The 21364-nt window shown below is 60.8% G+C and carries 19 protein-coding genes; 14 read left to right on the forward strand and 5 right to left on the reverse strand.

What is annotated here, in order from left to right; genetic code table 11:
- From ACI2KS_RS01600 to ACI2KS_RS01620, 5 genes are all read left to right on the forward strand, one after another.
- Window positions 1-120, forward strand: a 120-nt coding sequence (locus ACI2KS_RS01600) for a cell division topological specificity factor MinE (RefSeq protein WP_404617237.1), incomplete at its 5' end; no start/stop codon positions are given.
- A gap of 114 nt (window positions 121-234) precedes the next feature.
- Window positions 235-870 carry an RluA family pseudouridine synthase gene (locus ACI2KS_RS01605; protein WP_404616645.1) on the forward strand — a complete coding sequence of 212 codons (636 nt, stop codon included), beginning with the start codon at window positions 235-237 and terminating at the stop codon, window positions 868-870.
- 896 nt (window positions 871-1766) lie between these two features.
- Window positions 1767-3056, forward strand: coding sequence for a M18 family aminopeptidase (locus ACI2KS_RS01610; RefSeq protein ID WP_404616646.1), 1290 nt, complete (start codon window positions 1767-1769; stop codon window positions 3054-3056).
- A gap of 173 nt (window positions 3057-3229) precedes the next feature.
- Window positions 3230-3394 (forward strand): hypothetical protein, encoded by a 165-nt coding sequence (locus tag ACI2KS_RS01615; protein WP_404616647.1) that lies wholly within the window; start codon window positions 3230-3232, stop codon window positions 3392-3394.
- 151 nt (window positions 3395-3545) lie between these two features.
- Window positions 3546-5732 (forward strand): mechanosensitive ion channel family protein, encoded by a 2187-nt coding sequence (locus ACI2KS_RS01620; RefSeq protein ID WP_404616648.1) that lies wholly within the window; start codon window positions 3546-3548, stop codon window positions 5730-5732.
- Between the two features lie 118 nt (window positions 5733-5850).
- Here the strand turns inward: ACI2KS_RS01620 and ACI2KS_RS01625 are convergent, their stop codons facing one another.
- Window positions 5851-6759: a glycine betaine ABC transporter substrate-binding protein gene (locus ACI2KS_RS01625; protein ID WP_404616649.1), complete on the reverse strand. Its 909-nt coding sequence runs from the start codon at window positions 6757-6759 to the stop codon at window positions 5851-5853.
- A gap of 218 nt (window positions 6760-6977) precedes the next feature.
- On the opposite strand from ACI2KS_RS01625, the gene ACI2KS_RS01630 reads away from it, so the two are divergent.
- On the forward strand, window positions 6978-9014 hold the full coding sequence (locus tag ACI2KS_RS01630) for an FAD-dependent oxidoreductase (RefSeq protein ID WP_404616650.1): 2037 nt from the start codon (window positions 6978-6980) through the stop codon (window positions 9012-9014).
- Between the two features lie 261 nt (window positions 9015-9275).
- On the opposite strand, the gene ACI2KS_RS01635 is transcribed toward ACI2KS_RS01630, so the two are convergent.
- The 3 genes from ACI2KS_RS01635 to ACI2KS_RS01645 all read right to left on the reverse strand — a co-directional run bounded on the left by ACI2KS_RS01635 (window position 9276) and on the right by ACI2KS_RS01645 (window position 11613).
- Window positions 9276-10055, reverse strand: coding sequence for a pyrroline-5-carboxylate reductase family protein (locus tag ACI2KS_RS01635; protein WP_404616651.1), 780 nt, complete (start codon window positions 10053-10055; stop codon window positions 9276-9278).
- Entirely contained in the window at window positions 10045-10749 is a 705-nt protein-coding gene (locus ACI2KS_RS01640) for a TetR/AcrR family transcriptional regulator (RefSeq protein ID WP_404616652.1), read from the reverse strand. Before ACI2KS_RS01640 ends, ACI2KS_RS01635 begins: the two co-directional genes overlap by 11 nt.
- Before the next feature lie 144 nt (window positions 10750-10893).
- Window positions 10894-11613, reverse strand: coding sequence for a UTRA domain-containing protein (locus ACI2KS_RS01645; protein WP_404616653.1), 720 nt, complete (start codon window positions 11611-11613; stop codon window positions 10894-10896).
- Between the two features lie 382 nt (window positions 11614-11995).
- Between ACI2KS_RS01645 and ACI2KS_RS01650 the strand changes: the two genes are divergently transcribed.
- The 8 genes from ACI2KS_RS01650 to ACI2KS_RS01685 all read left to right on the forward strand — a co-directional run bounded on the left by ACI2KS_RS01650 (window position 11996) and on the right by ACI2KS_RS01685 (window position 19952).
- Window positions 11996-13063 carry an ABC transporter substrate-binding protein gene (locus tag ACI2KS_RS01650; RefSeq protein ID WP_404616654.1) on the forward strand — a complete coding sequence of 356 codons (1068 nt, stop codon included), beginning with the start codon at window positions 11996-11998 and terminating at the stop codon, window positions 13061-13063.
- Window positions 13064-13315: 252 nt separating this feature from the next.
- Entirely contained in the window at window positions 13316-14122 is an 807-nt protein-coding gene (locus ACI2KS_RS01655) for an alkaline phosphatase family protein (protein WP_404616655.1), read from the forward strand.
- Complete coding sequence (locus ACI2KS_RS01660; RefSeq protein WP_404616656.1) at window positions 14119-14961, forward strand: ABC transporter permease; 843 nt, start codon at window positions 14119-14121, stop codon at window positions 14959-14961. The genes ACI2KS_RS01655 and ACI2KS_RS01660 overlap by 4 nt, the downstream gene beginning before the upstream one ends.
- Window positions 14948-15745, forward strand: a complete 798-nt coding sequence (locus ACI2KS_RS01665) for an ABC transporter permease (RefSeq protein WP_404616657.1) — start codon at window positions 14948-14950, stop codon at window positions 15743-15745. Before ACI2KS_RS01660 ends, ACI2KS_RS01665 begins: the two co-directional genes overlap by 14 nt.
- Window position 15746: 1 nt before the next feature.
- Window positions 15747-16736 (forward strand): ABC transporter ATP-binding protein, encoded by a 990-nt coding sequence (locus ACI2KS_RS01670; protein WP_404616658.1) that lies wholly within the window; start codon window positions 15747-15749, stop codon window positions 16734-16736.
- 69 nt (window positions 16737-16805) lie between these two features.
- Entirely contained in the window at window positions 16806-17459 is a 654-nt protein-coding gene (locus tag ACI2KS_RS01675) for an HAD family hydrolase (protein WP_404616659.1), read from the forward strand.
- 133 nt (window positions 17460-17592) lie between these two features.
- On the forward strand, window positions 17593-18666 hold the full coding sequence (locus ACI2KS_RS01680; protein ID WP_404616660.1) for an Ig-like domain-containing protein: 1074 nt from the start codon (window positions 17593-17595) through the stop codon (window positions 18664-18666).
- Window positions 18667-19067: 401 nt separating this feature from the next.
- Window positions 19068-19952 carry a hypothetical protein gene (locus ACI2KS_RS01685; RefSeq protein WP_404616661.1) on the forward strand — a complete coding sequence of 295 codons (885 nt, stop codon included), beginning with the start codon at window positions 19068-19070 and terminating at the stop codon, window positions 19950-19952.
- A 263-nt stretch (window positions 19953-20215) separates the two neighbouring features.
- Here the strand turns inward: ACI2KS_RS01685 and ACI2KS_RS01690 are convergent, their stop codons facing one another.
- Window positions 20216-21178, reverse strand: coding sequence for an NAD(P)H-quinone oxidoreductase (locus ACI2KS_RS01690; RefSeq protein WP_404616662.1), 963 nt, complete (start codon window positions 21176-21178; stop codon window positions 20216-20218).
- Window positions 21179-21364: the final 186 nt, after the last annotated feature.

Genomic DNA, 21364 nt, shown 5'->3' on the forward strand with positions numbered 1-21364 from the left:
GAACTGGTCGAAGTGATCCGCAAATACGTCAATATCGGTAACGATGACGTGCATGTCGCCCTGGAAAACGACGGCAGCTGCTCGATTCTGGAACTCAATATCACCCTGCCTGATCGTTGATCGACAAGGCGGTCGCCACGGCGGCTCGGTTACCCTGATCCCCTCGCGGGACCGGGGTGAGCGAGCCGCCGTTGGCGTTTGCCAAGGGGCTGTTTTTAGCTACGAGGCTGTTCAATGCCGCTGTCCAATGTTCACATTCTCCATCAGGACGACGCCGTGCTGGTGGTGAACAAGCCCACCCTGCTGCTCTCGGTGCCCGGTCGCGCCGATGACAACAAGGACTGCCTGATCACGCGCCTGCAGGAAAACGGCTACCCCGAGGCGCGAATCGTCCATCGGCTGGATTGGGAAACGTCCGGGATCATTCTGCTGGCCCGCGATGCCGATACCCACCGTGAGCTGTCCCGACAGTTTCATGACCGGGAAACCGAAAAAGCCTACACCGCCCTGGCCTGGGGCCAACCAATGCTGGACAGCGGCAGCATCGATCTGCCGTTGCGTTACGACCCGCCAACCAAACCCAGGCATGTGGTCGATCACGAGTTCGGCAAGCACGCGCTGACCTTCTGGAAAGTGCTGGAGCGCTACGACACCCATTGCCGGGTAGAGCTGACGCCGATCACCGGCCGATCGCATCAGTTGCGGGTGCATATGTTGTCGATTGGTCATCCGTTGCTGGGTGACGGGTTGTATGCGCATCCCGAGGCGCTGGCCGCTTATCCGCGATTGTGCCTGCATGCGAGCATGTTGGCGTTCACCCATCCGGTGACGGGTGAGCGGGTTCGGTTCGAGTGTCCGGCGCCGTTTTGATTGCGCTGTTTTGTTGGTGGCGCTGAGGTGGGGTGTATGTCCGGCATTTAGAGTGGCGCTGGTTTAGATTCTGCCTAACGGCAGAACTATTCCGCCTTCGGCGGGTTACTTTTGAAAAGCACCAAAAGTAACCAAAAGTGCTTGCTCCTGGTTGGGCCCGACTTCGTCGGGTTCCCTCACTCCGGCGACGCTCCGTGGGCCCGCCGCCATCCGCCATCCATGGCGGGGGGCGGCTCTCGCGGCATCCATGCCGCTCGGCCCACTGCGCGCCACCTGCGTTCAGCCTGCACCCAAGTCGCGATTTGTGGTGTCTGGACTATTGCGTTAGAAAAGCGACAGCACAGCAACAGCAACAGCAACAGCAACTGGCTGACGGTGTATCTGGGGGAAACGTCAGAGGTTAAGACGTCTCCCGCAGTGGAACGGTGTATCCCGTTGCGGTCCGGCTCGTCGGCGGTGGCAACCTCGCGATCGCTACTGTCGGCAAGACGGACTGCTAGGGACGGTGTAAACCCGGCTTTTGATTTGCTTCTACATACGCGATAGCCCAGACACCACACATCGCGACTTGAGTGCAGGCCAAACGCAGGCCACGCGCAGTGGGCTGCTGGGCATGGATGCCCAGCAAGCGCCGTCAGGACATGGATGTCCGTTCGGCGCGCGCCCACGGAGCGGCGCCGGAGTGCGGGTACCCGACGCAGGAGGGCCAAACCAGGAGCAGGGCCTTTTTGGTTACTTTTTCGGCTCTTGGAAAAAGTGACCCGCCGTAAGGGCGGAACCATCATCCGCGCCACCACTACAACGGATATACACACAAATCCAAAAGCCCCCGTAACCAGACTCGCCCCCACCTTAATACGGCTGTAAACTCGCGCCATTGCTGTCTGGAGTAACTTATGCGCGAAGAGTTGAACCAAGGCCTGATCGATTTTCTCAAGGCCTCTCCCACCCCGTTTCATGCCACCGCAAGCCTGGTGCAACGTCTGGAAGGCGCCGGTTATCAGCGTCTGGACGAACGTGAGCCCTGGCACACAGAGACTGGCGGGCGCTACTACGTCACCCGCAACGACTCCTCCATCGTCGCCTTCAAGCTGGGTCGCCTGTCACCGTTGATCGGCGGCATTCGCCTGGTCGGCGCGCACACCGACAGCCCGTGCCTGCGGGTCAAGCCGCAGCCTGAACTGCAGCGCCAGGGTTTCTGGCAGCTGGGCGTCGAAGTCTATGGCGGCGCCCTGCTCGCCCCCTGGTTCGACCGCGATCTGTCGCTGGCCGGCCGTGTCACCTTCCGCCGTGACGGCAAGGTCGAAAGCCAGCTGATCGACTTCAAACTGCCGATCGCGATCATCCCCAACCTGGCCATCCACCTCAACCGCACCGCCAACGAAGGCTGGCAGATCAATCCGCAGAACGAACTGCCGCCGATCCTGGCCCAGGTGGCCGGCGACGAGCGCGCCGATTTTCGCGCCTTGCTGACCGATCAACTGGCGCGCGAGCATGGCCTGAACGCTGATGTGGTGCTCGACTACGAGCTGAGCTTCTACGACACCCAGAGCGCTGCCGTGATTGGCCTCAATGGTGACTTCATTGCCGGCGCGCGGCTGGACAACCTGCTGTCGTGCTTCGCTGGCCTGCAAGCGCTGCTCAATGCCGAGGGCGACGAAACCTGCCTGTTGATCTGCACCGACCATGAAGAAGTCGGCTCGACTTCCGCGTGTGGCGCCGACGGCCCGATGCTGGAGCAAGTGTTGCAGCGTCTGTTGCCAGAAGGCGACGACTACGTACGCACAATCCAGAAATCGCTGCTGATCTCGGCCGACAACGCCCACGGCGTGCACCCCAACTACGCCGAGAAGCATGACGGCAACCACGGCCCGAAACTCAACGCAGGCCCGGTGATCAAGGTCAACAGTAATCAGCGCTACGCCACCAACAGTGAAACCGCCGGTTTCTTCCGTCATCTGTGCATGGCCGAAGAAGTGCCGGTGCAGAGCTTCGTGGTGCGCAGCGACATGGCCTGCGGCTCGACCATCGGCCCGATCACCGCCGGGCATCTGGGCGTGCGCACCGTGGACATCGGCCTGCCAACCTTCGCCATGCACTCGATCCGTGAACTGGCGGGCAGCCAGGACCTGGCACACCTGGTGAAGGTATTGACGGCGTTTTATGCCAGTGTCGAGTTGCCTTAAGCAGCACAGTTCCCTGTAGCCGTCCGGCTTGCCGGCGGTGGCGATCTCATGAGCGCTACCGCTGGCAAGCCGGACGGCTACAGGACCTGCGGCGAATTCAAGACCTCGATCATCCAGCCCACAAAATCCGGCCTAGACTCTTTGTATCTGTCCCCAACAGAGAGCCAGCCATCATGGACGAATACTTCTCCCTCCTGATCCCGGTCGTTGTCGGCATGCTGTTGTTGTGCATCGGTTTCAGCTACCGCGAGTACCGCAGCGGGGTGATGTCGATCACCCTGGGCATGGTGCTGATGCTCGGCACGGCAGCGTTCAAGATCCTCGAAAAACTGACCTGAGCCGAACAACCGCACTGCTTGCGTGTCGCGCCACAAAAAATGCTTCTCGCCAATGCCTGGCGCCACTCGTAAACTCACCCGTCCTGCCTGAACGCCCGGCTGGCTTCGCGTGGCTGCGTCGGGTGCCTGTCGATTCGAGGTTCATTGCCTGGTGATTGTTTCTGCCCGCCTGTCCGTCCTGCCGCGTCTGTTATTGATCTGTCTGCTGGCGTTGCTTCCTGTCGCGTTGACCCAGGCCGCCGGGCTGCCCAGTCTGCTGAGCAGCCAGAAGGCCCAGCCGCAAGCCCAGGAACCCCTGGGCCAGTCGCTGGATGAGGTGATCACCTCACTGGAAAACGACCAGCAGCGCAGCAAGCTGCTCGATGACCTGAAAAAACTTCGCGACGCCAGCAAAAAAGCCCAACCCACGGCCGAGCTTGGCGTGCTGGGGCTGATCGGCGGGACGCTGTCGGAGTTCGAAAAACAGTTCACCGGCGAGGACAGCCCCCTCAGCCGCTGGGGCGACGAGCTGGCGCTGGCCGAACAGGAACTGGTCGATCTGATGCTGCCGGCCAGTCAGTGGTGGCCGATCATCTTCAGTTTTGCCGTGGTGATTGCCTTGTGGAGCCTGCTGGCCGCCGCGCTGATCTGGCTCGGTCATCGGGTGCGCGTGCGGTTCGGCTTGTCCGAGGAGCTGCCGCAGCACCCACGTCCCTGGGACATGCTGCGCTTTGCCTTGCGCAAACTCGGACCCTGGCTGATAGCGCTGGTGATCACGGTCTACCTCAGTTATTCGCTGCCGCCTTCATTGGGCCGGGATCTGGCCATGGTGCTGGCCTATGCGCTGGTGGTCGGTACGCTGTTTTCGGCGATCTGCGTGATTGCCTTCTCGCTGCTCGACGGCCCGCACCGGCATCAGGCGTTGTACATCCTGCGCCATCAGGCGTTCCGGCCGTTGTGGTGGATCGGCAGCTTTGCCGCCTTCGGCGAGGCCTTGAGCGACCCACGCCTGGTCGCAAGCCTGGGCGTGCACCTGGCCCACACCGCTGCCACGCTGGCCAATGTCATGGCAGCGGCGTCCACCGGCCTGTTCATCATTCGTTTCCGCAGGCCCATTGCCCACCTGATCCGCAATCAGCCATTGAGCCGACGCCTCAAGCGCCGTGCGCTGAGCGACACCATCGAGGTGCTCGGCAGCTTCTGGTACCTGCCCGCCCTGGTGCTGGTCGGCGTGTCGCTGTTCGCCACGTTTTTCTCGGCCGGCGACACCAGCACCGCTTTACGCCAGTCGCTGATCTGCACCGTGCTGCTGGTGCTGTGCATGGTCATCAATGGGCTGGTGCGTCGTCATTCGCAAAAGCCGCACCATGGGCACAAGCGCCATGCACTGTACTCCGAGCGTCTGAAAAGCTTTTTCTACACGGTCGCTCACCTGGTGGTGTGGCTGCTGTTCATCGAGCTGGGGTTGCGCGTCTGGGGCCTGTCGCTGATCCGCTTTTCTGAAGGTGACGGCCACGACATCAGTGTGCGCATCATCGGCCTGGCCACTACCCTGATGTTCGCCTGGCTGGTGTGGATTCTGGCCGATACCGCGATTCATCATGCCCTCACCCGTTCGCGCAAGGGCCTGGCCAACGCCCGCGCGCAGACCATGATGCCGTTGATTCGCAACGTGCTGTTCGTGACGATTTTCATCATTGCGGTGATCGTCGCCCTGGCCAACATGGGCATGAACGTCACGCCGCTGCTGGCCGGTGCCGGTGTAATCGGTCTGGCGATCGGTTTCGGTGCGCAGTCGCTGGTGGCCGACCTGATCACCGGGCTGTTCATCATCATCGAGGACTCGCTGGCCATCGACGATTACGTGGACGTCGGCGGCCATCTGGGGACGGTCGAAGGGCTGACCATTCGTACGGTGCGCCTGCGCGACATCGACGGCATCGTTCACACCATCCCGTTCAGCGAGATCAAGAGTATTCAGAACTACTCGCGGGAGTTCGGTTACGCGATCTTTCGCATTGCCATTCCATCGAACATGAACATCGACGATGCCTTGAAGATGGTCCGTGACGTCGGCCAGAAAATGCGCACTGACCCGTTGCAGCGGCGCAATATCTGGTCGCCGCTGGAGATTCAGGGTGTGGAGAGTTTCGAGTCGGGCAACGCGATTCTGCGCGCGCGTTTCAAGACCGCGCCAATCAAACAGTGGGAAGTGTCACGGGCATTCAATCTGTCGCTCAAGCGCTACCTGGATGAAGCCGGGATGGACCTGGCAACGCCGCGTCTGAATGTCCAGGTCAGCACCGGTGGCGGGAGTGTGAGCGGGGTTCGCGGCAAGAAGGATGAGTCGGCGGGTTGAGCGGGTGCGGCTGGGCAACCAGTCTTTGTAGCAGCACGGCTTGCCGGCGCGGGCGTGCGTAAACTCGCCACCGCCGGCAAGCCGGGCTGCTACAGAGGTCCAGGATTTGCGCGTCAGCTTACGGTGCGGTCGCAGCGGTCTGGTTATCTTTGAACATGCCGGCAAAACGCGCCTTGTTGGCGGCGTAGTACGCGGCGACGACCTTATCCGGCGAGCTGCCTTTCTCCCGCGCTTCAGACATCATCGTCTGCAGGTCAGCTTGCGGGATCGAATAGTGGGAAAAGAACTGCGCCACCTGCGGATACTCCGCGCTGAAGCCTTTGCGCGCCACCGCGTGGATCTGCTCGACACCGCCGAACAGGTGCTCCGGATCATCCAGGTAGCGCAGCGGGTACTTGGCAAACATCCAGTGCGGACTCCAGGCGTTGACCAGTGACCACTTGCCGCGCTTGAGGTTGCGGTCCAGCTCGCTGAGCATGCCACTCTCCGAGGAGGCGACCATTTTGTAACCCACGATCTTTTTGTCGTTGAGGACTTTCTCGGTCAGCTTGTACTGCCCGTTGCCCACTTCGGAGGTGAGGATCCTGCCCTCGAATTTCTCCGCAATCCCCGGTTTGTTCAGGTCAGCCAGACTCGACACTTCACTGGCCGGAACGATGTCCGGGACCGCCATTCCGATGCGCCCTTCATACAGCACGCCCAAGTCTTCGAGCTTATCCTTGTACTTGTCGTAGAACGCCTTGTGGGTGCCCGGTAGCCAGACCATCGGGATCAAATCGATATTGCCGTTGGCCATGGCCTGAAACTGGATGCCGATGTCTGCCATGACCAGCTTGACCGGCTGTTTGAGCTGATCCTCCAGAACCAGGGTGGCCAGCTTGACCGCGATCTCCGTGTCCGACCAGTTGACCCAGCCGATGCGCACCGGCTGCTGATCGGCGGCATGGCTGAACAGACTGACGGTCGTCAATGCGACCCCTGCCAACCAACCAATACTTTTTTTCTTATACGGCGAATGAGCATCCATCGTGCATCTCCCCTTTCGTATTTGGGTGTTTCCGGGTGTGGCAGTGAATGTGGTGAATCGCGCCAATCTCAGGCCGGCTGTTACGCCGATGGTATCCACACAACCTGTAGGGAGCAAGCGAAATGTACACCTGCGTCGTCGATGATTGACACACGTGTACATTTCACCTATTTTCGCCTCAAACCACGCCTGATGTTCGCCTCCAGGAGCGCACCAAGATGTCCAGCGACCCGCTGCTGCAGCCCTATAAAATCAAGAACCTCACCTTCAGAAACCGCATCATCACCACCTCCCACGAGCCGGCTTATCCGGTGGACGGCATGCCCAAGGATCTGTATCGGGCCTACCACGTCGAGCGGGCCAAGGCCGGGGTGGCGTTGACGATGACGGCAGGTTCGGCAGCCGTCTCCCGCGACAGCCCCCCGGTGTTCAACAACGTGCTGGCGTACAAGGACGAAGTGGTCGGCTGGCTCAAGGACCTGACTGACGAATGCCACGAACATGGCGCGGCGGTGATGATCCAGTTGACCCATCTGGGGCGCCGTACCCGCTGGGACAAGGCCGACTGGCTGCCCGTGGTGTCGCCCTCGCACAAGCGCGAGGCCTCGCATCGCTCCTTCCCCAAGAAGATGGAGGACTGGGATATCCAGCGCATCATCAAGGACTACGTCGATGCCGCCGAGCGTATGAAAGCGGCGGGCATGGACGGTTTGGAGCTGCAGGCCTACGGGCACTTGATGGATCAGTTCTGGTCGCCGCTGACCAACGAGCTCGATAGCGAATACGGTGGCTCCGTGGAAAACCGCCTGCGTTTTACCTTCGATGTGCTGCGCGGCATTCGCAAACAATGCGGCGAGGATTTCCTGCTCGGCGTGCGATATACCGGCGATGAGGACCTGCCCGGTGGTTTTGGCGCCAGCGAGGGCATGGCGGTCTCGCACATGCTCAAGGACAGCGGCCTGGTGGATTTTCTCAACGTGGTGCGCGGACACATCGACACCGATGCAGGCCTGACCGACGTGATCCCGATCCAGGGCATGCGCAATTCGCCGCATCTGGATTTTGCCGGTGAGATCCGCGCCGCGACCGGCTTCCCGACGTTCCACGCGGCGAAGATCCCGGACGTGGCCACCGCTCGCCACGCCATCGCCTCGGGCAAGATCGACATGGTCGGCATGACCCGCGCGCACATGACCGACCCGCACATCGTGCGCAAGATCATCGAGAAGCGTGAAGAGGACATCCGTCCTTGCGTAGGTGCCAATTACTGCCTGGATCGCATCTACCAGGGCGGCGCCGCGTACTGCATTCACAACCCGGCGACCGGTCGCGAGACCACCATGCCCCATGAAATCCCCAAGGCGAGCGTCAAGCGCAAATTCGTGGTGATCGGCGCCGGCCCCGGCGGGCTGGAGGCGGCGCGGGTGGCCGCCGAGCGTGGGCATGAGGTGACGGTGCTGGAAGCGGCCGATCAGCCTGGCGGGCAAATTCGCCTGACCTCGTTGAGCGAACGGCGCCGGGAGATGATCAGCATCATCGACTGGCGCATGGCGCAGTGCGAGCGGCTGGGGGTAAAGTTCCAGTTCAATACCTGGGCAGAAGCGCAGACGGTATTGGAGCAGGAGGCGGACGTGGTGATCGTCGCCACCGGCGGCCTGCCCGACACCGAAGTGCTCAAGCAGGGCAACGAGCTGGTGGTGTCGGCCTGGGACATCATTTCCGGGGACGTCAAACCCGGCAGGAACGTACTGATCTTCGACGATGCAGGCGATCATGCCGCCCTGCAAGCGGCCGAAGTGATTGCCCAGAGCGGCGCACGGCTTGAGATCGTCACCCCGGACCGGGCCTTTTCCCCCGAAGTCATGGCGATGAATCTGGTGCCCTACATGCGCAGCCTGCAGGACCTGGATGTGGTCTTCACCGTGACCTATCGCGTGGAGTCGGTGCACAGGCGCGACGGCAAGCTGGTGGCGGTGTTCGGCAGCGATTACGGCAAGGTCAACAAGGAGCGGATCGTCGATCAGGTGGTGATCAATCACGGCACGCTGCCGCTCGATGAGCTGTATTTCGAACTGCGCCCGCACTCCAGCAATGGCGGCGCAGTCGAGCAGCATGACTTGATCGCCGGCAAGGTGCAGAGCCTGGTGACCCACCCGGACGGGCGCTTCCAGCTGTTCCGCATTGGCGATGCGGTGGCGGCGCGCAACACGCATGCGGCCATTTATGATGCGCTGCGGCTGGTGAAAGATCTCTAGGCACGTCTTGTGCGTGGTTCGATGTGGCAGCCATTACGGTAGGAGTGAGCTTGCTCGCGATAGCTTTGGGTCGGTGAAACTGTCGCTCCCTGGTACACCGCGATCGCGAGCAAGCTCACTCCTACCGTAGGCAATGTCGACTGTCCCACCGCATTCGCCAGCAAGCCGGCTCCCACGACCTTCGGCCAGAATCAAAAGCGGGCGGCGTAACAGAGGTCGACTGCTTCTGCCCGCAGGGCGTGGGAGTCCGGTTTGGACCGCTTACATCCCTCGCCGTGCGACCTGGGCACCTGCCTCAAGGGCATCGCCGATCCGGCGTTCAAAGCCAGCATCGAGCAGGCTCTGCAACGTCGCGGCCGTCACGCCTTGATAAGCGACCAGCGAATCGATCATCGCTTGCGGCTCATGGGTGGCGAGCAACTGGCTTGCGGACACCACCACGCCTCTGGCAGCGCGACAGGCGATGTCCTCGGGGATGCCCGCAGCCACGGCCTGACGCGCCAAGGCCGTCATCAACAGCGCCGGCAACGCAGGCCCGGTGCCCGACAACGCGCTCAGATAGTCGATGTTATCTTCGCTCGGCACGCGGCTGGCGCTGCCGACGCATTCGAGCAGGCGCTGGACAACATCCTGCTCGGCTGCCGACAGATTGTTCGCGCAATGCCACGGCGTGAAGGACTGGCGGATTTCGACGGCCGCGTTGGGCATCGCCCGGATGACGGTGGTGGCGCCAGTGGCGTCGCGGATGGCCTGCGAGGTGACACCGGCCATCAGGGAAATCACCCGCTTGCCCGATGCCTCGACGTGCAGCGCCTTGAATTGCTCCGGGCGCACGGCAATTACCAGCGTGTCACTGGCCTCCACCAGCGCCTGATTGTCCGTCAGCAGATGCGCACCGCTCGCGGCCAGCGGATGGTCGCCGCTGCGGTTGGACAGATACAGTCGATCCGCATCGATGAACCTGCTGTCCAGCACCGCCCGGGCCAGCGCCCCGCCCAGCCAGCCGCTGCCTCCGATGATGCCGAGGGTGTCAGCTGGCATCGGCTGCGGGCTCAAAGGTGTCTGCCAGCGGGACGAATTCACCGGGCTCTTTTTCGGCATAGCCAAACTTGCCGTAAAAGCGGTCCAGCTCGCGCTTTTTCGGCGCCTTGCCGGTAAATATCGCAACGTAGTGAGGGATGCGCCGGAAACGCTCGGTGATGTCTTCGCTGGTCTTCATCGAGATATAGCCGATCTGCGTCAGATAGATCGTCCGGGCCCGCGTGTCGGCACCGTCGTGCTCGTAGCCAAAGCGCCTGAACATGGCGGTCAGTGCACTGATGCGCGCCTCATCGGCGGCGGCGATTTCCACCGACACTTCCTCGGACTGCAGGGCCCAGCTGCGCACGGCAAACTCGAACTGCGAATCGAACAGATCCGGGTTCAGCCAGCACTCGAAAACATTGAGGATTGCCTCGGTGATGTTCTCCGCGTAGCTCTCGCATTGCCGGGTCATGCCGCCGCTGTTTTTGTCCTTCCACCTGGCCAGCAGCGCCGCCAGCAGTTGTTCGCGGTCCTGAAAAAACCAGTAGAAGCTGGTCCGCGATAGATTGAGACGCTTGGCCAGCGGCATGACACGGACGGCATCAACCCCGGACTCTTTCAGGGCATCGTACGCGGCTTCAAGCCATCCCTCCGGCGATCCGCGCCAGCCGGAGTCCTGGGTCTTGCCTCGTTCCTTGCCTGATACCGACATTGCCTGTTGCCTGCGTTCAAAAATAGTGAACGGACTGTACGCCGCTGATCTTTTGAAGTACATCCCTGTACATTCGATTGACGACCAACGTTGCACGAGGGTTTTCGCCTGCCAGCGGCGCTATCGGGCACCCCACCTTATCGCTCAGATATCCCCCACCACCGCGCTCACATGGATCGCGTCGTGGCGCCAATATTCCAGGTCGCAGTCAATCAGGCGGCCGCTCTGGTCGTGGTTGACCCTGGCGATACGCAGACCGGGGCTGCCGATGGACACCTTCAATGCGGCTGCGGCTTCCATCGGCAGGGCGGTGGGCACCATCTCGAAGCGAACCTGGCCGTAACGAATGGCGTAATGGCTGGCATACAGCTCGGTCAGCGACTGATTGAGGTCGAAATCGAGGATCTGCGGAAAAAATTCAGGGTTCAGATAATGCTCGACATACAGCACCAGGCGCTCGTCGATGCGCCGTGCGCGACAGATCTGGATCACGCTGGACAAGGCCGGCAGCTGCAGCAATCCGCAGATCGCCGCCGAAGCCGGTTGCAGTCGCGCCGAAAGGACCTGGGTGGCCGGCACGCGCCCTTGCGCCTGGACCATGGCATGGAAGTGGCTGCGGCGCATCAGGTCGTAGGCCAGCCTGGGCGGTGAGATGAACCAGCCGCGGCGCTCCTCGCGATAAATCAGACCCTGGGCTTCGAGCTGCACCAATGCTTCGCGCAAGGTAATGCGCGTGGTGTCGAATACTTCACTAAGCTTGCGTTCAGCGGGCAGTTTGCCACCAGGCGGTAACAGACCGTGCTCGATCTGCTCCTGCAGGGCATTGCAGATGGTCGTCACCGCTCGAGGCACTTCTTGGCGCATTACGTTACCTATCTGGACTAGACCAGCGCTATTGGGGGGCAAGGTCTACAGCTCAATGGCTCGCTTCAGTGCTCTGGAGCCTAGGCAGCCTAGATGACTGTTACGTGACAAGCCAGCGCCATCCACTTGATAAATCGGACGATAAAAAGACATTAGCCTTTTCATATCAGTTAGTTGGCCATGGTCTACGCTTACCCGACAGCACCGACCTGGAACCGGGATTCCCCCAGCAAAAGTCGGTCCAGACACGAAAGTGTCATAAGACTGGCCTAACTTGGCTCAGGTATTGCTGACCTAGACCAACCATCAGACCCACTCACCCGCAACGCGCATTTCCCACCACTTCCCACATAACGTCGAGAAGTGCACAAAGGAGCTTCGAATGAAACACCTTTTGCTGGCATCACTCCTGGGTTCGGCCATCGCGCTGAGCACATCGGCCATGGCCGCGGACACCGATCTCAAGACCCTGGAAGCCGCGGCCAAGGCCGAAGGCGCGGTCAACAGCGTGGGCATGCCCGACGACTGGGCGAACTGGAAAGGCACCTGGACTGACCTGACCGCCAAATACGGCTTGGTGCACATGGACACCGACATGAGCTCGGCGCAGGAAGTGTCCAAGTTCGACGCGGAAAAAGACAACGCCAGCGCCGACATCGGTGACGTCGGTGCCGCCTTCGGCCCGATCGCCACGGCCAAGGGCGTGACCCAGCCTTACAAACCGAGCACCTGGGATCAGGTCCCGAACTGGGCGAAGGACAAAGACGGTCACTGGGCACTGGCCTACACCGGCACCATCGCGTTCATCGTCAACAAGAAACTGCTGCACGGCTCTGACATACCGACCAAATGGGCTGATCTCAAAGACGGCAAATACAAGGTCACCATCGGTGACGTCAGCACCGCGGCGCAAGCGGCCAACGGCGTACTGGCAGCGGCGATCGCCATGAAGGGCGACGAAACCAACCTCGCACCGGGTCTTGCACTGTTTACCGAACTGGCCAAGCAGAAGCGTCTGGGCATCAACAACCCGACCATCCAGACCATGGAGAAGGGTGAAGTGGAAGTCGGCGTGGTCTGGGACTTCAACGGCCTGAGCTACAAAGCCAAGATGGTCAACCCCGACGACTACGTGGTGCTGATCCCCTCCGACGGCTCGGTCATCTCCGGATACACCACCATCATCAACAAATACGCCAAACACCCGAACGCCGCCAAGCTTGCGCGCGAATACATCTTCAGCGACGCCGGTCAAATCAACCTGGCCAACGGCAACGCCCGTCCGATCCGCGCCGATCACCTGAAACTGCCACCCGAAGTGCAAGCCAAGCTGCTGCCCAACGAGCAGTACAAGGGCGTGACGCCGATCCACGACGCAGCGGCATGGGAGAAGACCTCCAAGGCCCTGCCACAGCAATGGAACGAGCAAGTCATCGTCGAAATGCAGTAAACCCATGGCGCTTCAAGGATGAAGCACCATTTTTTGTGGGACGACCCGAACTACGGCTTCTGCCCGCAGGGCGTGGGAGTCCAGCTTGCTGACGATCTGCCGGGAACCGGCAGCCAAGCCTGAGCGCACCGTGTGTCCGTCACACGGAGTTATCAGAGCCCGCCGCCGGTTCCCGGCAGATCGCTGGCAAGCCGAGCTCCCACGCCTTCGGACAGAATCAAAAGCAGATCGAGTCGCACACCCGGAGAGGCCATGAAACACAACGTCATCCTGATCCTGCTGGACGGCCTGAGTTACAGCGTGGCGCAGCATGCGATGGGGCATCTGCTGGCTTACCGCAATGCTGGCCGGGCCGCGTTGTACAAGCTCGAATGCGAGCTGCCCGCGCTTTCCCGACCGCTGTACGAGTGCATCCTCACCGGTGTCGCACCGATCGACAGCGGTATCGTGCACAACCACGTGTCACGCCTTTCCAATCAACGCAGCGTGTTTCATTACGCCGCCCAAGCCGGCTTGAGCACCGCCGCCGCCGCGTACCACTGGGTCAGCGAGCTGTACAACCGCAGCCCGTTCATCGCTGCCCGCGACCGCCACACCGATGACGCTGACCTGCCGATCCAGCACGGTCATTTCTATTACGTCGACCACTACCCCGATTCCCATCTGTTCGACGATGCCGAGCATCTGCGCCTGGCTCATCAGCCGAATTTTTTGTTCATCCACCCGATGAACATCGACGACGCCGGCCACAAGCACGGCCTGGACACCCCGCAATACCGCAACAGTGCACGCTCGGCCGACATCATCCTGGCCGAATACCTGCAGCGCTGGCTGGACGCCGGGTATCAGGTGTTGGTGACCGCCGACCACGGCATGAACAACGACCGCTCGCACAACGGCATCCTGCCTGAAGAGCGCGAAGTGCCGCTGTTCGTCATCGGTGACGCCTTCAGCCTCGACCCCGGCGCACAACCGAAACAGACCCAGATCTGCGGCATCGTCTGCGAGCTGCTCGGCGTGCCCCACGACAAACCCGTCTGCCCAGAGGTGCTCAAGTGAATTCACAAAGTCGCGGCAAATGGCTGGGGCTGTTGTGCCTGGTGCCTTTTGCGGTTTTCTTCATCGCCTTCCAGATCGCGCCGCTGGCGTGGGTGGCGATCAACAGCCTGTACACCGATGCCGGCTGGGGCCTGGATAACTTCGTCAAGGCGTTCAACTCGCGCTTCTATCGCCAGGCCATGCAGTACAGCCTGGAGATCAGTTTCTGGTCGAGCCTGATCGGCATCGTCATCGCCATCCTGGGCAGCTACTCGTTGCGCAAGGTGCCGTCACGGTTGCGTGATTTCGTCAGCGCCTTCGCCAACATGACCAGCAACTTTTCCGGAGTGCCGCTGGCGTTTGCCTTCATTATCCTGCTGGGTTTCAACGGCGCGCTGACGCTGATTCTGAAACAGGCGGGCATCATCGATGACTTCAACCTGTATTCGAAAACCGGGCTGATCATCCTCTACACCTATTTTCAGATTCCCCTTGGCGTGCTGCTGCTCTACCCGGCCTTCGACGCCCTGCGCGAAGACTGGCGCGAATCGGCGTCGCTGCTGGGCGCCAGCACCTGGGATTTCTGGCGGCACATCGGCGTTCCGGTGCTGACCCCTGCCCTGCTCGGCACCTTCGTCATCCTGCTGGCCAACGCGCTGGGCGCCTACGCCACGGTGTATGCGCTGACTACCGGCAACTTCAACGTGCTGCCGATCCGCATCGCGGCCATGGTCGCCGGTGACATCACCCTGGACCCGAACCTGGCCAGCGCCCTGGCGATGATTCTGGTGGGCATGATGACCCTGGTGACCATCGTCCATCAGTGGCTGTTGAAGAGGAGCTACCATGTCTCGCGCTGAACGCGGCCCGGCCGGGCTCTACCACCGAACCGTGGTGTACATCCTGTTCCTGATTCTGCTGGCGCCGTTGCTGGGTACCTTCGTCTATTCGATCTCCACCAGTTGGTCGGCGACCATCCTGCCAAGCGGCCTGACCTACAAATGGTACGTGGCGCTGTGGAGCGATCCGCGTTTTCTGATCGCGTTCGGCCAGTCGCTGCTGGTGTGCGTGGGGGCACTGCTGCTGTCGGTGGTGCTGGTGCTGCCGCTGCTGTTCGTGGTGCATTACCACTTCCCCAAACTCGACGCGCTGATGAACATCCTGATCCTGCTGCCGTTCGCCGTGCCGCCGGTGGTGTCCTCGGTGGGCCTGTTGCAGCTGTACGGTTCCGGCCCGCTGGCGATGGTCGGCACGCCATGGATTCTGATCGGCTGCTACTTCACGGTCGCTTTGCCGTTCATGTACCGGGCCATTACCAACAACTTGCAGGCGATCAATCTGGTCGACCTGATGGACGCCGCCCAGCTGCTGGGCGCCAACACCTTTCAGGCCGCGTTTCTGATAGTCCTGCCCAACCTGCGCAAGGGCCTGATGATCGCCCTGCTGCTGTCGTTCTCCTTCCTGTTCGGCGAGTTCGTGTTCGCCAACCTGCTGGTGGGCACGCGCTACGAAACCCTGCAGGTGTACCTGAACAACATGCGCAACAGCAGCGGTCACTTCAACAGCGCGCTGGTGATCTCCTATTTCTTCTTCGTACTGCTGCTGACATGGGCGGCCAACCGACTGAACAAGGACAAAGACTGATATGAGCTTCGTCAGTGTCGAAAACCTGCAAAAAAACTACGGCAGCACCGCGGTCTTCAGCGACATCAATTGCGTGATCCACAAGGGCGAGTTCGTCACCCTGCTCGGCCCGTCCGGCTGCGGCAAGTCCACGCTGCTGCGCTGCATCGCCGGGTTGACCTCGGTCACCAGCGGCAGGATCTTTCTCGATGGCAAGGACCTGGTACCGGTGTCGCCGCAAAAACGCGGCATCGGCATGGTGTTCCAGAGTTACGCGCTGTTCCCCAACATGAACGTGGAGCAAAACGTCGCCTTTGGCCTGCGCATGCAGAAGGTCAGCGGTGACGAGTCGAAACAACGGGTGGCCGAGGTACTGAAGCTGGTGGAGCTGGGCGAACTGGCCAAGCGTTATCCGCACCAGATGTCCGGTGGTCAGTGCCAGCGCGTGGCGTTGGCTCGCTCGCTGGTGACCCGTCCGCGCCTGCTGTTGCTCGACGAACCGCTGTCGGCACTCGACGCGCGGATTCGCAAACACTTGCGTGAGCAGATCCGCGCGATTCAGCAGGAGCTGGGCCTGACCACGATTTTCGTGACCCACGATCAGGAAGAAGCGCTGACCATGTCCGACCGGATCTTCCTGATGAATCAGGGCCGGATCGTCCAGAGCGGCGACGCTGAAACCCTGTACACCGCCCCGGTGGACGCGTTTGCCGCAGGCTTCATCGGCAATTACAACCTGTTGGAAGCCGACGCCGCCAGCCGCCTGATGCAGCGCCCGATCAACAGCCGCGTGGCGATTCGTCCGGAAGCGATTCAACTGAGCCTGACCGGTTCCCTGGAAGGCGAAGTGCGCAGCCATAGCCTGTTGGGGAACGTGATTCGCTACCGGATCGAGGCGCGCGGGGTGGAACTGGTGGTCGATGTGCTCAACCGTTCGGCAAACGACTTGCACCCCAACGGCCGCCGCGTCACCCTGAACATCGAAGCGTCGGCACTCTGCGAAGTGGCTTGAAACCAACGCCACACACGGACTGCTACAGTATCGCGCGCTGGCAGAACACATTTTCAGAGGACAGCGGTAATGGCTTTAGCAATTTTCGACCTGGACGAAACCCTGATTCACGGCGACTGCGCCAGCCTCTGGAGCGAGCAAATGGGCCGTCTGGGCTGGGTCGATCACAAGTCGTTCATCACCAAAGACCATGAGCTGATGGAGGCCTACAGCAAAGGCGAGCTGGCGATGGAGGACTACATGGCCTTCAGCCTGGAGCCAATGATCGGCCGCACGCCCGAGGAACTGGATTTCCTCGTGGGTCCGTGGGTCGAGGACTTTATCGAGCCGATCATCTTCAGCGACGCCACCAAGGCGATTGCCGAACACCGAGCGGCAGGCGATCGCATCCTGATCATCTCTGCCTCCGGCGTGCATCTGGTCAAGGCCATTGCCGAGCGTATCGGCGTAGACGAAGTGCTGGCCATCGATCTGGACATCGCCCATGGCGTCTACAGCGGCAAGACCAGCGGTGTGCTGACCTACCGCGAAGGCAAGATCACCCGCCTGATGCAGTGGCTGGATCAGGAGGGCGAAAACCTCGAGGGCGCGAGCTTCTATTCGGATTCACGCAACGACCTGCCACTGCTGGAAAAGGTCGACTTCCCCCATGCAGTCAACCCGGATCCGGTGCTGCGGGCGGCCGCGGAAAAGGCCGGGTGGCCGATCCATAGCTGGAAATGAACCCTCAGGGCCGTCGCAGAATCAGCCTGACGGCCCGACCAACGGTGGGAATACCTGTCATTTTTGACAGTAGTCAACGCTCGCATTCCAGCGCCCAATGACTTCTGGATTAAACCGACAGGAGTCAACTCACATGCCCAACTCACACTGTGGATCTTCGTCTGCTGCCAAACTGCAAGACTCCCGCGCTGCGCTTGAAGTAGAGGTCCTTGATAACGGCACCTTCGTAGGCAAAGCGCTGATCGACAGCAATGGTCAATGGAGCTTGCCAATCAGCGGTCTGAATGTCGAAGACCATACCCTGATTGCACGAATACTCTCTGGGGATAATCCGGTTTCTGCTGAATGGCGTTTCACCATCAACGCACTGGCAGCGCCAACGCTTGTAAGCGTTCGCGACTCCCAAGGCGAGGTTGCAAACGCAGGCTCCACAACCGATACGGCTGTCACAGTGTCCGGCAAAGCTGCCTCGAACGAACAGGTAGAAGTGTTTGACGGAGCCACCTCAAGCGGCATTGCCGCTGTCGATGCCGCCGGAGACTGGAGCAAGCCGGTCAACGCATTGTCATTGGGCGCCCACTCCATAAAGGCCGTCGCCAAGTACGGCAATGAGGCGCCCTCGAACATTCGCACGTTTACCGTCGAATTGCCTGTGCCCGAGTTCGTTCTCGATCCATCGAGCGTGGCGCTCAACGGCAGGCTTTATGTTCCCGCCGGCAGACTAGACATTCTTCCAACCACCTGGCCCACGGGCACCACCGCAACCCGGACGCCGAGTAGCGGCGTGCCACCTTACGTGTACTCTTCCAGCAACACGGCAGTAGCGACCGTTGATACAAATGGGATGATCGCCGCCAGGCAGAACGGCAACGCCTCGATCACCGTTAGAGACAGCCAGGGACGCACAGGCAGTTATCCGGTGATCGTTACCGGGGTGACTGTCTGCGTCGGCTTCACAGCCAGTCGATATCCACAGGCGGTCACTGCCTTGAGCCGCGAAGGATGCAGAATGCCTAGCCTTGATGAGCTGCGGGCAATCTATGCCCAATACGGGTCTCGATGGCCGCAAGGCAACAACTATTACTGGTCTGTTAGCAGCTCTGGACTCAATCGCAATTGGGTAAAAAACCTGGTGACGGAAGCAGAAGGCACCGCAGGCAACACCACGATTGGTGGTTCACTTTGTCTATCAACAGGACTGCGGTAACTGAATAATTCGCCCCTGCCACTGCGCGGGGCCGGCTTGCGAGCGGTGGCGATCTCTAGGCCCTCACCGTTGGCAAGCCGGACTGCTACAGGTGTGTACAGCTTATCGACTGAAAGCTGGCCTCAGACCAGACGCTCATCAATCACCAGAACCACCTTGCCCGACAGCTGATTAATCGCCTGCTCCGCGTAGGCTTGTTCCGCTTGGCTGATCGCAAAGCCACCGCCGGGCACGGCATCGTAGTGCGACCTGATTACCTCAGCTTGCGGGTGCTCCCGGCTTCACCTTCTAACCTGCGCTGAGTCCGACCAACGGCAGCAAAACCTGTCATTTATGACAGTAGTCAACGCTCGCATTCCGGCGCTCAATGACTCCTGGATCAACGGACAGGATTCATTGATATGAAAATCGCCAAGGCCGGCCACAACCCTTCTGCGAATGCCGGGACGCCCCATGCGCTGCTCGAAGTGGAAATCTTTGATGGCCAGACGTTCAAGGAAAAAGTCCCGGTCAATGATGACGGGAGCTGGTCGGCGACTCTTTCATCATTGTCCCTGGGAAGCCATTCATTAACGGCCAGAAGCGCGTCGATCATCTCGACTCCTCCTCGAACCTTCGCAGTCGAAGCGCCCCTGCCGCCGCTGGTTCTGGATGAATCGCCGGTCAGCTTGCAAGAAACACTCTACATACTTGCGATGACAAACCAACCTGATGCATTGCCGACATTTCCCGCTAATTCGACCGTTACTCGCACTGCATCCGGTGGACGCCCGCCTTATACCTATACGTCCTCCAATAGCGCAATCGTCAACGTCACCAGCACGGGTCTTGCCAGTCCCCGTGCCAATGGTTCCGCCACAGTTACAGTCCGCGACAGCGCAGAGCAGGCGAAAAGTTATTCCATAACCGTGAGCAATGTCTGGACTGCTCATTACATGGGCGACTACTACCAGAGTGGTGTGGAGTACCAGCAGCCAGGGGGTATACCCGCTACCCGTGTACACCTGAGGGCTATAGGCGTGCAGCACAGGAACCACTGGCCGTCATACATACCGGATAACTATTACTGGACGAATGAATGGAGCCACAACACCATCATTGGGGCATGGTACTGGCGTGGATGGCCCACAGCCGGAGCTGGAGCGGAGGTCGCAAATTACATTAACGTCATCAGCTCGACTTTTTCGGTTTACCCGACGCGTCCACCAGCCGCCAAGCAGCAGTTCTCGCTGACCCAGCAGCTCATTGCAAAAGCCCGCGAGGTATGGCGAAACCTTTTCCGTTAGGCCAATCCAGCAACGAACGGCCCCACCAAGCCCACGCTTGCCTCGCGTTGACCTTATGTGAGTCCGGCAGCCGTCAGGTCTGGAGAGAAACAACCACCGAGCACAGGCTCGCCCCTGCTCCAGACCGAGACGGTCGCGCTGGGCAATATCCGTGTTTGCGACCGTTCGTCGGTTCAGGAGAGCGCACAGCAGGGTGAGACCGCTGCGTCGCGACCGCAGGGATCACGACGTAGCGAGGGGGATGAGAAACGCAGTGGACAGGCTCAGGCCAGGGTTGGATCAATCACCAGAACCACCTTGCCCGACACCTGATTAGTCGCCAGCTCCGCGTAGGCTTGTTCCGCTTCGCTGATCGCAAAGCTGCGCGCCAGCTGCGGTTTCAGGCGACCTTCGGTGAACAACGGCCAGACGTGCTGGCTCAGGTCGCTGAGCAGATCGGCCTTGAACTGATCGTCACGGCTGCGCAGGGTCGAACCCAGCAGCTGGATACGCTTGCCCAGGACCAGCGCCATGTCGATTTCGGCCTTGCGCCCGCCCATCAAACCGATCAGCACCAGACGCCCGTCGGTGCCCAGCACCTTGAGATTGAGGGCGGCATAGTTGGCGCCAACCGGGTCAAGAATGACGTCGAAAGGTGCGAAGTCGCTCAGCCCATCGAGGCTTTCGCTGCGGATGACTCCGCCTTGCGCACCCAGGGCCTGGCAATACTCAAGACGCTCGGCCGACCCGACACTGACCCAGCAGGGGCTGCCGAATGCCTTGCACAGCTGAATGGCGGCTGAACCAACTCCACTTGCACCGGCGTGCAGCAACACTTTTTCACCCGGTTTAAGCCCGGCCAGTTGAAACAGGTTGAGCCAGGCCGTCGCGTAGACTTCCGGAATGCCCGCTGCCTCATGCAGGCTCATGCCTTCGGGTACCGGCAGCACATGCCGCGCGTCGACCACCACTTCTTCGGCCATCGCCCCGCCTGCAACCAGCGCGCAGACACGATCTCCGACCTTCCAGGCGGTCCCGGAACCGACCTCGGCGATGAGGCCCGAGCACTCCATGCCGAGGATTTCAGTGACCCCTGGCGGTGGCGGATACAGCCCCGCCCGTTGCAGCAGATCGGCCCGGTTGAGTCCTGCCGCCGCGACCTTGATGCGAACTTGCCCGACATCTTTCGTCGGCGACGGCTGATCAACCCATTCCACGTGCCCTTCAACGCCTTGCAATGCTTTCACGGTGCCTCCATAGTGAGTCTTGACTGGGCCAGCGTGCGTAAAAGCGCTCTGGCTTTCTTGCATTATGCGACCGGCGCCTTGACAGGCTGTGTGCAAACCTAGCGAGCGATGACAAGACAAGGCAAAAACAGGCCGAGAAGCGCAATCCAAGTGTTCTGAATGAGCATTTTTCGCCTGTTTTCAACG

It is taken from the genome of Pseudomonas sp. NPDC087358, from assembly GCF_044900785.1.
GTDB lineage: Bacteria > Pseudomonadota > Gammaproteobacteria > Pseudomonadales > Pseudomonadaceae > Aquipseudomonas.

Excerpts from the sequence above, each read along its gene's own strand:
- ACI2KS_RS01605 (WP_404616645.1), top strand. The coding sequence starts at position 235 with ATGCCGCTGTCCAATGTTCACATTCTCCATCAGGACGACGCCGTGCTG.
- ACI2KS_RS01610 (WP_404616646.1), top strand. The coding sequence starts at position 1,767 with ATGCGCGAAGAGTTGAACCAAGGCCTGATCGATTTTCTCAAGGCCTCT.
- ACI2KS_RS01615 (WP_404616647.1), top strand. The coding sequence starts at position 3,230 with ATGGACGAATACTTCTCCCTCCTGATCCCGGTCGTTGTCGGCATGCTG.
- ACI2KS_RS01625 (WP_404616649.1), bottom strand. The coding sequence starts at position 6,759 with ATGGATGCTCATTCGCCGTATAAGAAAAAAAGTATTGGTTGGTTGGCA.
- ACI2KS_RS01630 (WP_404616650.1), top strand. The coding sequence starts at position 6,978 with ATGTCCAGCGACCCGCTGCTGCAGCCCTATAAAATCAAGAACCTCACC.
- ACI2KS_RS01635 (WP_404616651.1), bottom strand. The coding sequence starts at position 10,055 with ATGCCAGCTGACACCCTCGGCATCATCGGAGGCAGCGGCTGGCTGGGC.
- ACI2KS_RS01640 (WP_404616652.1), bottom strand. The coding sequence starts at position 10,749 with ATGTCGGTATCAGGCAAGGAACGAGGCAAGACCCAGGACTCCGGCTGG.
- ACI2KS_RS01645 (WP_404616653.1), bottom strand. The coding sequence starts at position 11,613 with ATGCGCCAAGAAGTGCCTCGAGCGGTGACGACCATCTGCAATGCCCTG.
- ACI2KS_RS01650 (WP_404616654.1), top strand. The coding sequence starts at position 11,996 with ATGAAACACCTTTTGCTGGCATCACTCCTGGGTTCGGCCATCGCGCTG.
- ACI2KS_RS01655 (WP_404616655.1), top strand. The coding sequence starts at position 13,316 with ATGAAACACAACGTCATCCTGATCCTGCTGGACGGCCTGAGTTACAGC.
- ACI2KS_RS01665 (WP_404616657.1), top strand. The coding sequence starts at position 14,948 with ATGTCTCGCGCTGAACGCGGCCCGGCCGGGCTCTACCACCGAACCGTG.
- ACI2KS_RS01670 (WP_404616658.1), top strand. The coding sequence starts at position 15,747 with ATGAGCTTCGTCAGTGTCGAAAACCTGCAAAAAAACTACGGCAGCACC.
- ACI2KS_RS01675 (WP_404616659.1), top strand. The coding sequence starts at position 16,806 with ATGGCTTTAGCAATTTTCGACCTGGACGAAACCCTGATTCACGGCGAC.
- ACI2KS_RS01680 (WP_404616660.1), top strand. The coding sequence starts at position 17,593 with ATGCCCAACTCACACTGTGGATCTTCGTCTGCTGCCAAACTGCAAGAC.
- ACI2KS_RS01685 (WP_404616661.1), top strand. The coding sequence starts at position 19,068 with ATGAAAATCGCCAAGGCCGGCCACAACCCTTCTGCGAATGCCGGGACG.